The sequence below is a fragment of the Porphyromonas bennonis DSM 23058 = JCM 16335 genome, from assembly GCF_000375645.1.
Lineage (GTDB): Bacteria > Bacteroidota > Bacteroidia > Bacteroidales > Porphyromonadaceae > Porphyromonas_A > Porphyromonas_A bennonis.
In genome coordinates this window covers 1-12,122 of sequence record NZ_AQWR01000052.1, presented here as the reverse complement: position 1 = coordinate 12,122, position 12,122 = coordinate 1, and the positions used below count along the sequence as shown (strand labels likewise).

Annotated in this window: 10 protein-coding genes and 2 tRNA genes; 1 reads left to right on the top strand and 11 read right to left on the bottom strand. The window is 57.5% G+C overall.

The window, feature by feature from the left end:
• The first annotated feature begins 787 nt into the window (after window positions 1–787).
• Complete coding sequence (locus B088_RS07485; protein WP_018107799.1) at window positions 788–2,254, top strand: ATP-dependent DNA helicase; 1,467 nt, start codon at window positions 788–790, stop codon at window positions 2,252–2,254.
• On the opposite strand, the gene hemW is transcribed toward B088_RS07485, so the two are convergent.
• The 11 genes from hemW to B088_RS07425 all read right to left on the bottom strand — a co-directional run bounded on the left by hemW (window position 2,251) and on the right by B088_RS07425 (window position 11,831).
• Complete coding sequence (gene hemW / locus B088_RS07480; protein WP_018107798.1) at window positions 2,251–3,378, bottom strand: radical SAM family heme chaperone HemW; 1,128 nt, start codon at window positions 3,376–3,378, stop codon at window positions 2,251–2,253. The two genes, B088_RS07485 and hemW, sit on opposite strands and share 4 nt — an antisense overlap.
• Window positions 3,379–3,381: 3 nt before the next feature.
• Window positions 3,382–3,969, bottom strand: a complete 588-nt coding sequence (locus B088_RS07475; protein ID WP_018107797.1) for a response regulator transcription factor — start codon at window positions 3,967–3,969, stop codon at window positions 3,382–3,384.
• Window positions 3,966–4,667 (bottom strand): hemerythrin domain-containing protein, encoded by a 702-nt coding sequence (locus tag B088_RS07470; protein WP_018107796.1) that lies wholly within the window; start codon window positions 4,665–4,667, stop codon window positions 3,966–3,968. The genes B088_RS07475 and B088_RS07470 overlap by 4 nt, the downstream gene beginning before the upstream one ends.
• Window positions 4,664–5,428 (bottom strand): UDP-2,3-diacylglucosamine diphosphatase, encoded by a 765-nt coding sequence (locus B088_RS07465; protein ID WP_018107795.1) that lies wholly within the window; start codon window positions 5,426–5,428, stop codon window positions 4,664–4,666. The genes B088_RS07470 and B088_RS07465 overlap by 4 nt, the downstream gene beginning before the upstream one ends.
• A gap of 8 nt (window positions 5,429–5,436) precedes the next feature.
• On the bottom strand, window positions 5,437–5,766 hold the full coding sequence (locus tag B088_RS07460; protein WP_018107794.1) for an iron-sulfur cluster assembly protein: 330 nt from the start codon (window positions 5,764–5,766) through the stop codon (window positions 5,437–5,439).
• Window positions 5,763–6,833: a S41 family peptidase gene (locus B088_RS07455; RefSeq protein WP_018107793.1), complete on the bottom strand. Its 1,071-nt coding sequence runs from the start codon at window positions 6,831–6,833 to the stop codon at window positions 5,763–5,765. The genes B088_RS07460 and B088_RS07455 overlap by 4 nt, the downstream gene beginning before the upstream one ends.
• Before the next feature lie 5 nt (window positions 6,834–6,838).
• A complete protein-coding gene (locus B088_RS07450) occupies window positions 6,839–7,780 on the bottom strand; it encodes a hypothetical protein (protein ID WP_155802369.1) in 942 nt (313 codons plus the stop codon).
• The gene (locus tag B088_RS07445) at window positions 7,770–10,502 is read right to left on the bottom strand and encodes a DNA gyrase/topoisomerase IV subunit A (protein WP_018107791.1); all 2,733 of its coding nucleotides are present in this window, start codon (window positions 10,500–10,502) and stop codon (window positions 7,770–7,772) included. Before B088_RS07445 ends, B088_RS07450 begins: the two co-directional genes overlap by 11 nt.
• 283 nt (window positions 10,503–10,785) lie before the next feature.
• Window positions 10,786–10,861: transfer RNA gene (locus B088_RS07440), tRNA-Gly, on the bottom strand.
• A gap of 100 nt (window positions 10,862–10,961) precedes the next feature.
• A tRNA-Pro gene (locus B088_RS07435) sits at window positions 10,962–11,036 on the bottom strand.
• Between the two features lie 597 nt (window positions 11,037–11,633).
• The gene (locus B088_RS07425; RefSeq protein WP_018107788.1) at window positions 11,634–11,831 is read right to left on the bottom strand and encodes a hypothetical protein; all 198 of its coding nucleotides are present in this window, start codon (window positions 11,829–11,831) and stop codon (window positions 11,634–11,636) included.
• Window positions 11,832–12,122: the final 291 nt, after the last annotated feature.

Sequence of the window (12,122 nt, the reverse complement as noted above, 5' to 3'; positions counted from 1 at the left end):
CCCCGCTTCATAGCGGTAAAGCTTGAGTGCGTCACCCACGGTCTGCAGATCTACCTGGGATGACGCAATTGAGCTTTAAAGTAATGAAGAGATAACCCTTTCGCTGTGAAATCCCGTCGAATGATCCCTCCCCTGCTGCCGTCTATTGATCCCGCAGGGGCGAAGCCCCGGAGGGATCATCGCTTTTTAGACCGGGTGTCGAGGCACGAAGTGCCGAAGACCCCGGGAAACGACGACGCATTCAAGGTATACGACCCCGCCAGGGTGTCGCACATATCAGTCAGTCTATCAGTGCGACACCCTAGCGGGGTCGCGGGATCGCTTGCGATGCCTGATCCACGGGTCATCGGGGCTACGCCCCTCGACCGCGTGGCTAAAAAGCGGGCACCCCTGTCGGGGTGCTTCGTTCCCCACTCTTCACGATGAGTCGAATGATTTCTGTATCACTTGAGTGCGTCAACCACTGATCCGCTATAGTTACCGCTTTGATGTATAATTGTTCACATTCGCTTACATTATGTATGCAGATCAGACCTCTACGAGACAATCACAGGATCAATTATTTTGCCGGCCGGATCCGTACCCGTCCTCGTGCTCTCCTTCTCTCGGCGGAGTACCACTTCTGAGGGGGCTTCGCAGGCGTCCGAGAGAGGGTGAAATCTATTATCGGTATTAGTGAATCCTATTACCGGTATTAGTGAAGTCTAATATCGGTATTAGTTGACACTATTACCGGTAATAGATCGGAGCCTGTGGAGAGACGCATCCTAAGCGGTATATTTGTGCCATGACTGAGCGCTCACCGATACTTGACTTCTTCCCCTTTACGCCCACGCCGTCGCAGGCTCGGGTGATCGATAAGCTGGACCACTTCCTACGCCATGGAGAGGAGGACTCACTCTTCCTCCTCCGGGGCTATGCCGGTACTGGTAAGAGTAGCCTCGTCGGCGCCTGGACCCGTATGCTGGTCTCCATGGGCGTGCCGGTGAGGCTGCTGGCACCGACGGGTCGTGCCGCTAAGGTGCTGAGCGCCTACTGCGGCATGCCGGCCTACACGATCCATCGGACGATCTACCGTCAGCGAGTCGGTGCTGGAGGGGCCTTTACCTACGATCTGGGATACAATGCGGGGCAGCAGGGGACTGTCTTTGTGGTCGACGAGGCGTCGATGATCAGCAATCAGAGCGAGGGGAATGACACCTTCGGGAGTGGGCGGCTGTTGGATGATCTGATGGACTTCTGTCACTCGGTGCCGTATAGTCGGATCGTCCTCATCGGCGATGATGCACAGCTGCCGCCGGTCGGTACGCCGCAGAGTCCCGCACTCTCGCCGGACTATCTGCGGGGCTACTGCTCCTACCTCTACGAGGAGACGCTGACCGATATTGTGCGGCAGGAGAGTGCCGGAGAGATCGTCCTGACGAGCTACGACCTGAGACAGCGGATCGCCGACCTGCAGCAGGGAAAGCCATGGAGCGAGCCGCTGCTGGAGACCCCTCGGCGGGGTGGGGAGGTGAGGATCATCTCAGGCTATGACCTGCCGGAGCTGATGGAGGAGTCCTACCGCAGGGTGGGGCAGGAGGAGACGGTGCTGATCACGCGGTCCAATCGCGAGGCTGAGTCCTACAATCAGGGGATCCGCCACCGCACTCTCGGCTACGAGGAGGAGGTAGTGCCTGGCGAGCGGCTGATGGTGGTGCGGAATAATTACTTCTACACACCGGTCGATAGTTCGGGCAAGCAGACCGGGGGCTTCATTGCCAATGGTGAGATACTGGAGGTCCGGGATGCGCGTCATACGGCGGAGCTGTATGGCTTTACCTTCAGGGATGCGGAGCTGATAGACGGCGAGGGGGGCTTTGTCTCGGCGAAGATCCTCTTAGAGAGCCTCTACAGCGGGACCTCTGCCCTGACGGGGGAGCAGCGGCAGCTGCTCTTCGACAATGTTGCCCTCGACTACCCCGGGGTGCAGTCGCGCCGTCAGCTCTATGCGGAGATGCGGAAAAATCCCTACCTCAATGCCCTGCAGATCAAGTATGCCTACGCCATGACCTGCAATAAGGCTCAGGGTGGTCAGTGGCGCGAGGTCTTTGTGAGCTTCGGGTACCTGACGCCGGAGATGATCGACATATCATTTCTCCGCTGGTTCTACACCGCGGTGACGCGTGCCACGGAGCGACTTTACCTGATCGACCCGCCCGCCTTTATCTTCGGACAGATCGAGGAGGAGGCGATCCAGCTGCGAGACCTTTAGATCAAGTCAAGGATAATGGCATCGGAGATGTCGATGCCGCCGAGGGAGAGACGTAGTCGATCTCCCTCGAGGAGCAGGTCGCTCGATGTGATGTAGGGCTGAGCCCTCTGTAGAACCTTTTCCCTAACCTCTGGTGAGAAGAGATGCTCCATCTCACTCAGCAAGAGCCCTTCGCAGGTGCGGAGGCGGGTCAGGACGTACTCCTCGAGAGCCATCTCGGGGGTGATGCGCTCGTAGTTGCGACTGAGGAAGGGGGTGGGGCGGAGGAGCTGGTGATTGTAGAGCGTCACGTTGCTTGGGTTGTAAGATCGCCAGGGATGGATGTAGCTGTGTGCGCCCGGGCCGAGCCCTATGTAGGGGATGCCGTGCCAGTAGGAGCTATTGTGCCGGGAGCGGTAGCCGGGTAGCGCAAAGGCTGAGATCTCGTAGTGCTCATACCCGGCCGACCTCAGTCGCTCAGCGACATAGTGGGACTGTCGCAGGCTCTCCTCCTCGTCCAGTGCTCTAATCTTCCCTTGCTGTAGTCGGTAGTGGAGCGGGGTCCCCTCCTCGTAGATCAGGTGGTAGGCGGAGATGTGGGTCGGCTCAAGGGCGATCAGTACGTCCAGGTCTGCCCTTAGGGTCTCGTCGGAGGAGCCGGGGATGCCGTAGATCAGGTCGAGAGAGATGTTTCTTATCCCCCGTCGGTGGAGCTCTCGGACGAGCTCCCGGGTCTCCTCCCCGGTATGGCGTCTCTGGAGGAAGCGGAGCAGACCTGGGTCAAAGGTCTGTGCACCAATGCTGAAGCGACTGACCCCTCGAGTGATCACTTCGTCCAGATCCATGGTGGTGAGGTCTCCGGGATTGCACTCAAGGGTGATCTCCGCTCCCTCGGTGATGTCGAAGGAGCGTCGGAGGAGGCGAAGGATGTCGCCTATGGCTCGCCCGCTGAGCAGGGAGGGGGTGCCGCCGCCGAAGTAGACGGTCTCCACAGACTCTCCCGCCAGTTCATAGGATCGCAGGCTGATCTCGGTGGAGAGCGCTCTCAGGTAGTCCTCGAGTGGGTGGAGCGTGGTGACGGAGTAGAAGTCGCAGTAGGGACACTTCGTCTTGCAGAATGGGATGTGGACGTAGATCCCTGCCATCGGTCAGATCTCTATGTCCTGCAGGCTCACCAGCTTATTCATGATCGCATAGACGGTGAGGCCGGAGGCGGAGTGGATGTCGAGCTTCTTGACGATGTTGCGCCGGTGCGTGGTGACGGTATTGGGTGAGATGAAGAGCTCGTCGGCGATCTCCTTATTTGTCATCCCCTTGACGACCCCGATGATGATGTCCCGCTCGCGAGGAGTCAGTTCCTCGGGTACCTCCTCTCGCTCGTCGGCAGTGAGGAGCGAGGTGATCAGGTCGATTACCTCCTTGTCGCTCTCCTCGGAAGACAGGTGCCCCTCGCACCGCTCCGCCAGAAGCTCGTCGGTGATGGTCTCGCAGTAGAGTATGAAGCGCGCCTTGGGCAGGTCGGCAATGGTCCGGATCGTCTCGATCATCGGTGGGCTGCAGACATTGCAGGAGGCGATGACGATGTCCGGACGGAGGCTCTTCACCGTCTGGAGGAGAGTAAAGGGGTCCCTTAGGGTATGCACTGTCACTTCAGCCCCTTTTTCCCGATCGATCAGGTCAGCCAGCGTCTCCTGGGTGCGTCTGTCGGAGAGCGTTATGAGTAGATTGGCTTTCATCGTGAGGAGCTCTTCTCAAGAGCCTTGATGCAGGGGATGAAGATCTGATTCTCTATGTCATTGTGGTTGAGCAATTCCTCGCCGCAGGCATAGAGGTCGTGGAGGACGTTGTAGAGCTTGAGATTCGCTTCCCAGGTGTAGTACTTGAGGAAGAGATTCTTGAGCTCATGCATCTTGAGCTCCACCTGGTCGTGGTGTCGCTCGAAGTTGGTGATGCTGTAGTCTCCCTTCCCCTCCTCACCACGGAGTAGTCCCTCGGCGTAGGGGAAGACCACCTCGTCCTCGTAGTGCATGTGATTGCGTACCTCCTTGCAGTAATCGGCGAAGTAGTGCTTCACCACTACCCGGATGTCGTGCGGAGCTCCCTCGAGAGCCACGTCGAGCGCTTCGCCTATATCGGGCAGCCTGACCTCTAAGAAATAGCGGTGGCTGGCGCGGAGGAAGGAGATGATCTGCGCTACGTCGATCGTCTCCAGGTCCGGCGTCAGCGCCTCTCGCAGATCGGGGTAGAGGTCGAAGTGAACCAGGTACATAAAGGTGTCCGTGTCCACGCCATTGGCCTCGCATACCTCGCGGATCGTGTGGTCGCCCATCCCGAGGGGGATCCCGAGGCGAGAGATGAGGGAGAAGATGTTGTAGTGCTCGCTCAGGAGGTCTGCCATCCTGGAGTGAGCGGTGTAGTGTACGCGGTTGATCATGAGTCGTATCTCGAGAGTGTCAGTGACGTGCCGTCCCAGACGGCGTAGCTGTGATAGGTGATCCAGTCCCCGAGGAGGATCACCCGGCTGTGGTCGCCCACGGGGTGATCTGCCAGACGGTGACGGTGTCCGAAGATGTAGAATTCGAGTGCCTCTGCTCCCAGTCGAAGCGCCTCCGCCTCTGCGTGTCGGACGAGGTACTCCTCCCCGATCTCCGGCTGCGGGAGCTGTCGGCTCTTCTTAAGTCCTCGCTCTCGGCTCCTTCGCGCCCATCGCTGAGCAAAGGGGATCGTCAGCCATGCCGGTAGGAGTCCGTAGAGGAACTGGCACACCCGAGAGTGAAAGATCGCCCGCGTGATTGCGTATGCCCTGCTCGGTGCGTACTCGTCGCCGTGAGCGATGAAGAATCGGTGTCCCTCCAGATCCATCGTTGCTGCCTCCCGGTGGAGCGTGCAGCCGATCTCCGTGGGGAGGTAGTCGGAGATCCAGATGTCGTGATTGCCGGTGAAGAAGTGGATCTCCACTCCCTCGTCAGCCATCTCACCCAGTAGCCCTATCGTCCGGGTAAATCCCCGTGGCACCACCTGCCTGTACTCATACCAGTAGTCAAATATATCGCCCACCAGTATGAGTCGCTTCGCCTCAGGCTCGATGCTGTGTAGCCAACGGACAAAGCGTCGCTCCGCTGCTCTCGGATCGTCGTGGTAGGGCGATCCGAGATGGAGGTCTGAGGCGAAGTAGGTCTTGGTGCGGGCGGTCATGGTAGGGATTACATCATACCCAGCTCCAGCTTCGCCTCGTCGCTCAGCATGGACTGATCCCACTGGGGCTCAAAAGTGATCTCTATATTCACCTTCTTGATCCCCTTGACCGCCTTCACCTTCATCTCCAGATCCTCGCAGAGGAAGTCGCTCACGGGGCAATTCGGGGATGTAAGCGTCATGGTGATATCTACGACCCCGGTGTCGTGATCGACATCGACGTCGTAGATCAGCCCCAGATCGTAGACATTGACCGGGATCTCGGGGTCGTATACGGTACGGAGTGCGGCGATGATCCGCTCCTCCAGTTCTAATGGATTCTTATCTTGATTGCTCATTCTGTCTTATCTTTACTCTCCTTGGAGTGGGTGAGGATGTAGAGGATCCCCTCGCTGAGGATCCGATCCGGCGCCTTCGGGTTTTGGTCAAAGGTCTCATTCGCCACCTCCAGATCCGGAGCGATACCGCCCTCGATGGATTTCTTATCCACGTCGAGGCTCTTGACGGCGGAGTAGCGTACGCGCCAGCCATTAGGCAGCTCCGATGTGGCCGGCATACCGCCGCCTCCTCCGGAGGGGAGACCGACGCGGTAGACGTTGGGGGCATGGGAGACCTTGACGAGGAAGTCGTTCGTCGCGCTGTAGCAGCCCCGGTCCTGGAGGATCACGAGGGGCTTCTCGGTCCAGCGTCGTCCCTCGGCGGGAGTGACGTAGACCTCCTTGAGCTTAGAGAAACTCTCTCTCCCGGGGCCGGTCTTGTGCGTGGTGTATCCTACGAGAGTCCTCTCGTCGTAGAAGTATCCCGCCAGGTCGGATGCATTGCTGACGAGACCGCCACCATTCCCCCTCACATCCAGTATGATCCCCTCGGTATTATCGAGGTATCTCAGGATGAAGTCCATACTCCCAAGGGGGGATGAGAAGCTATTGTAGCGGATATATCCGATGCGGTGATTGGGCTTATCCTTGATGCCAAAGTTATTGTAGAGCATCCCGCCCGACTGCATCAGGTATCCGGAGATGTATTTCTGCCTCATATAGACATTGAGTCCCTCGGTCGGGTCACCTGCCCAGTCACTGTTGGCACTGACGTCAAATCCTGTCATCAGATTGACATGGCCATCGTGCAGCTCATCGAGCATTGCCGCCATCAAGTGGAAGAAATTGAGATCGTTTCCCGCTTTCCTCTCCTCCATCAGGTCCATTCGCTTACTGTAGACGGTGTGGATCGAGTCCCAGTCCACTCCTTTCTCATCCAGGAAGCAGTATCGCTCATCGATGATCGACCAGAGTGCCTCAAAATTAGCTCTGTAGTCGGTATTCTCCGGCTGCGAGGGGATGCAGGCAGAGAGTCCGAGGAGAACGACCACCAGAGCGGGTAGAATGTGTACGTGTCTGAGTGCCATAGGTCTTAGTAGGATGAACGGATGTGAGTGGACCGAAGGGCACGCCCGCCGGAGAGAGCCTTGGTCTCGAGCGTGACCCCGAGGACCAGCCCGACACTGCCGAGCTCATACTTCGTATGGCTGAGCTTCTCCACGGTACCGATGTGCTGGAGCCCGATGACCCAGGTGGTGTTGTGGATCGGCAGCTCCATCAGCAGCCTCTGACGGATCGACAGGCTGTTGTGTGGTGCTGTCAGGTGGAGACGAATGGGAGTCTTATTGTCCCCCGAGATGTACTCGTAGTAGCTCTGTCCATAGTCCGGGTGGTAGGCAATGTGGAGCAGGGGAAGTGAGACGCTGTAGGATAAGCGCATCGGCAGTGTCTCCCACGGAATCCGGTAGCTGAGTCGCGACCAGGCATCGAGGCCGGTCGTCGCCTTGACGTTGGCCACGTTGTTACTATTGGAGAGCTTGAGATTACCCTGCACCATGAGAGACCAGGCGGGGGCGACCTCCAGCCTTAGTCCTCCCCGCTGTAGGAGTGAGAAGGAGAATGCTGTCTGCGTGTAGAGACTCGGGAGATACATCTGGGTACCATTGGCCTTATTCTTCGGCATCCCCAGTCCCAGCTCCAGCTCCTGCCTCAGGTGCCATCGGTCAGCGAAGTAAGGCCGATCCGTGCCTAGGGAGATCCGGATATCGTACCCTGTGTGAGCGGACGGGCTGATATACTGGTCGATGACGCCCACACGCCCACCGGTCAGGAGGATCTCCCGGTGGGTCGTGCTGAGCGAACCGTCGTAAGTCCACGGCTTCCCATGGATGTAGTCCCTTGTCTCCCTCCCGAGCTTCTCCAGCCGGCTGCGCATACTCTGCCTCCCGGTCTCTGACTGAGCTGCTCCCGAGAGAGGCAGCATCAGGGTCAGCACAAGTAGGAGTGCGATCTTGCTGAGTCTCTTATTCTTCATCATCATCCCTAAAGGTCAGTCTCTGCTGACGAGTTACCTCCTCGATCACCTGAGCCTCTTCCTCGGCTCTGTCGTCCATATCCGCCTCGACCTCCTCGTCAGGGGTATCCTCCTCGTCCGAGTCGTCGTCTGCCTCGTCCTCAGGCTGCTTGAGTGGCTCCAGCTCGTGCACCTCCGTAGTCGTGCCGGTGCTGATGCGCTTGCCCTTGGCGCGCACGCCCTTGACGGCGATGAAGTCCTCCGCCTCGACCTCCTCCGTCGTCTCGTCCTCGTAGACCACCTCCACTCGGGCGTAAGGCTCGTCGGTAAGGAGGAGAAGGGTGTCGTCGGGATTGGTCAGGATGGTATCCTTCTTCCGCAGTTTATCCTCCTCGAGGAGGAAGCGCTTCATGTAGGTAAAGCCCTCCTTACTATTGTGGTAGACGAGCGTCCAGACCTTCTCCGGGTCATACTGCTCGATCACGAGGAGATTTCGCTCGAAGTGGTTGCTGTCCGAGAAGTCTGTCAGGTAGACCGTCCCGTCCTCCAGCACCACGAGGATCTTGTCGTCCCCCATGAATTCGCCCAGGTAGTCCCCCCGGTCATCGTAATTGAGCCGGAAGACGTCCCAGTCAAACCAGACGTCCCTGCCTCCCAGAGTGCTCTTCCCCTCCTCCTTGAGTGAAATGCGGAAGACCGGCTCCTTCGTCAGGATATTCCCTCGCGCCTGGCGCCCCTTGATCAGCAGGTCGGCAAAGTCGGTCTCAAAGATCAGCCCGCTCTTGCGCCGCCGCTTCTTCGCGCTCGGTCGCAGTACGGTCTTGATCACCTCCGCCTCGCCATTGGGGTTGGCCGTGAAGTAGAGTACCTTGGAGTCCGGCTTACCTCGCGTCAGGTCGTACTCCCGATCGCGGATCGCCGTCGTGACGGCAAAGCGCTTGATGAAGGCGGTGCCCTCCTTGCCGTCACGGTAGACGGCGTTGTAGATCGTCCGCTCGTCGCCGCGTACCCAGCGCGCCACGTGGATGATGTCCTTGCCGACGAAGCTCTTCTCGCTCACCTTGGTGATGAAGTAGACCCCGCTGCGGAGGAAGACGATCACGTCATCTATGTCGGAGACGTCGCTGACGTACTCCGCTTTCTTGAGTCCCGTGCCGATAAATCCCTCCTTGCGGTCCACGTAGAGCTTCTCGCTCTTCACCGCTACCTTTGCCGCCTCGATGTCGTCGAAGCTGCGGATCGTCGTCCGGCGAGGGTACTGCTTCCCGAAGTCCTCGTACAGCGTCTCATACCAGCTGATCGCCTCGCTGCGGACATCGCCGAGCCGTCGCTCGGTGTCCGCCATCTCGTCCATGAGCCGGGCGATGGAGGCGTCGCTCTTCTCCTTATTAAACTTCAGGATCCTCGCCATCTTAAGCTCCAGGAGGTGCTTCAGATCCTCATCCGTCACGGGTCGGAAGAAGGTCTCCAGCGCGTCCTCCAGTCGGCTCCGTATGTGAGCCACCACCTCGGGGACGCTCTTCGCCTCCTCGAAGTCCTTATCCTTGTAGATCCGTCGGGTGATGAAGAGCTGCTCCAGGGACTCCAGCAGGTGCTGCTCCTGCAGCTCGCTCAGCCGTATCCCCAGCTCCGCACGGATGTAGCTCATCGTCCGCTCGCACCCGTCCGCAAGCACCTCACTCACGGTGAGGAACTCTGGGTGATCGTCTCGCACCACGCAGCAATTGGGCGAGATGGAGATCTCGCAACCGGTGAAGGCGTAGAGCGCATCGATCGTCTTGTCGGGCGAGACGCCGCTCGGCAGCTGGATCTCGATATTAGCCTCCGCTGCGGTCTTGTCGTTGATCTTCTTGATCTTGATCTTCCCCGTCTCGTTCGCCTTCAGGATCGAGTCGATGAGGCTGCCGGTCGTGCTGGAGTAGGGCAGCTCCGTGATGGCGAGGGTGTGCGAGTCGACCTTCTCGATCCTTGCCCGCACCTTTACCTGACCTCCACGCTCTCCGTCGCTGTACTTTGCCACGTCGACCAGTCCGCCGGTGGGGAAGTCCGGATAGAGCCCGTACGGCTCACCTCGGAGGTAGCTGACGCAGGCCTGCAGCAGTTCGCCCACATTGTGCGGGAGGATCTTGCAGGAGAGCCCGACGGCGATACCCTCAGCGCCCTGTGCGAGGAGGAGGGGAAACTTCACCGGCAGATTGACCGGCTCCTCATTGGCTCCGTCGTACGAGGGGACGTAGTCGGTGATCTTGGGGGAGAAGAGGACCCTCTTGGCGAGTGGCGTAAGGCGTGCCTCGATGTAGCGCGGCGCCGCAGCACCGTCGCCGGTGAGGAGGTTGCCCCAGTTTCCCTGACACTCGATCAGGAGCTGTCTCTGCCCGAGCTGCACAAGCGCATCGCCGATGCTCGCATCTCCGTGCGGGTGGAGCTGCATCGTCTGACCGACGATATTCGCCACCTTGATCAGCCGATCCTCCATCTGCGACATCGTGTAGAGGATCCGTCGCTGAACCGGCTTCAGCCCGTCAGAGATGTAGGGTACTGCCCGCTCCAGGATGACGTAAGAGGCATAGGAGATAAACCAGGAGCGATACATCCCCGACAGCACGTAGTTACCATGGCTGTCGTGGGTCCGCCCATACCGCACATCGTCGGCCAGTGGCGCTCCCTCTTCAGTCGGCGTCAGCTCCTCCTCCGTGTCGGTCAGATGGTCTGCTCTCTCCTCTCCCTTCTCCTCTCTATCCATAGACTTTGATGATAATGTCCTAAGTTTGTCTCCTAAAGCTTACAAATTTAAGCAATTAATGCGACATCTCGGGGGACTATTCCGTGTGATCCTGCTCGCTCTGAAGCTCACGATGATAGAGCCCTCCCTGATGGGTCATTTCTATTACCGGTAATAGAGAAGACTAATACCGATAATAGTGACAACTAATACCGGTAATAGATTTCACTCTGAGCGGTTCGGGTCAGAGACGGGTAAAAAAAGAGTGTGTCCTCTCGCTGGCGAGAAGACACACTCTCTGAAGTGGAGCGGAAAGCGGGGCTCGAACCCGTGGCCTTTGGCTTGGGAAGCCAATGCTCTACCAACTGAGCTATTTCCGCATATCTCTTATAACAGGGCAAAGTTAGCCATTTTCCCCCATTCCCCCAATAGCACAAAAAGAGAGCAGGCAAGAGGCGAACTCTTGTCTGCTCCTATAAGTCGGGATGACTGGATTCGAACCAGCGACCTCACGCCCCCCAGACGCGCACTCTAACCGGACTGAGCTACATCCCGAAGCTCTCCCTTCCTTTTTGTGAGGGCAAAGGTACTACTATTTTTTGATTATACCAGCACTTTGCTTCGAGACATTTTCCCTCTACGTTTTGGGGCGATAGTGTGGAATGGAGAGGGGCGCTGATCTGTCATGCTATCCGAGAGCGAGAGGCTGTTAGTCAAGAAGAGTTATCAGCGTCCCGAAGAGAAAGAGAAAGGATAGCAGGTCAATCTTTCGGCTCGCCAGTCGGACGATAAAAGCAACAAGAAACAGGGACGCTGCTAGTAGTGTGACGATCTGGGTGATATCTGTCTGCAGCGCATGCCCAAGCAGGCGGGATATAGGTCTGTGGCAGATAAATAAAATGAATAGGATGATGTCTACTGCGGCGGGGGAGGCGGATTGTTTCACCTCAGCGTTCTGCCCAAATATTAATTTGAATGGATGTTGAAACATAGTGGTCTATTTGTTTCTTTGTTTGTGCCAGTTGTGGAGGCTTTGGGGATCTTCAACGGCAAGACTCTTGTAGTAACCAGACTCAAAGGTTTGGCCGTCTTTTGATAGAGTTCTGAGTCCTCTATCGCTTTGGTCCTCAGGAGTCAGAGCATACAGTATATTTAAAGACTGCCTTTGGCTTCGGAGACGATCATTATCTCGTGGAGGTCGTCACTCTCAAGAAAATGGAGGAGGGAACCATACGTCTCCTCTTTCACATCATATGGAGCCGTGCTACTGTGAGTGTTGTTGCAGGCACAAAGTGTTGCCGTGATCGTTATCACTAATGCCAGCAATTCAGGGATGAGTTTCTTCGACATATACGTTGGCTATTAGAGAAGGTTTGAGTTCTTACCAAGCCAATATTGTTCAGTTTCAACTGTAGCAAATGATGGCTTTAAGTTCTCTCTGATCTACGTGTGTAAATGTACTACTGTTTTTTGATTACACCAGTGCTTTGCTCCGACCTCAGGGGTGACGCATTTGAGAGACACCGTAGCCATTCATCTAATTGTGAAGAGTGGGGAACGAAGCACCCCTTGTGGGTGCCCGTTTTTTAGCCACAGGTCGAGGGGCGTAGCCCCGAAGACCCGTGGACCAGGCAATGCAAG

Bases quoted from the DNA above. Each gene is read 5' to 3' on its own strand.
- B088_RS07485 (WP_018107799.1), top strand. From the start codon at position 788: ATGACTGAGCGCTCACCGATACTTGACTTCTTCCCCTTTACGCCCACG.
- hemW (WP_018107798.1), bottom strand. From the start codon at position 3,378: ATGGCAGGGATCTACGTCCACATCCCATTCTGCAAGACGAAGTGTCCC.
- B088_RS07475 (WP_018107797.1), bottom strand. From the start codon at position 3,969: ATGAAAGCCAATCTACTCATAACGCTCTCCGACAGACGCACCCAGGAG.
- B088_RS07470 (WP_018107796.1), bottom strand. From the start codon at position 4,667: ATGATCAACCGCGTACACTACACCGCTCACTCCAGGATGGCAGACCTC.
- B088_RS07465 (WP_018107795.1), bottom strand. From the start codon at position 5,428: ATGACCGCCCGCACCAAGACCTACTTCGCCTCAGACCTCCATCTCGGA.
- B088_RS07460 (WP_018107794.1), bottom strand. From the start codon at position 5,766: ATGAGCAATCAAGATAAGAATCCATTAGAACTGGAGGAGCGGATCATC.
- B088_RS07455 (WP_018107793.1), bottom strand. From the start codon at position 6,833: ATGGCACTCAGACACGTACACATTCTACCCGCTCTGGTGGTCGTTCTC.
- B088_RS07450 (WP_155802369.1), bottom strand. From the start codon at position 7,780: ATGAAGAATAAGAGACTCAGCAAGATCGCACTCCTACTTGTGCTGACC.
- B088_RS07445 (WP_018107791.1), bottom strand. From the start codon at position 10,502: ATGGATAGAGAGGAGAAGGGAGAGGAGAGAGCAGACCATCTGACCGAC.
- B088_RS07425 (WP_018107788.1), bottom strand. From the start codon at position 11,831: ATGTCGAAGAAACTCATCCCTGAATTGCTGGCATTAGTGATAACGATC.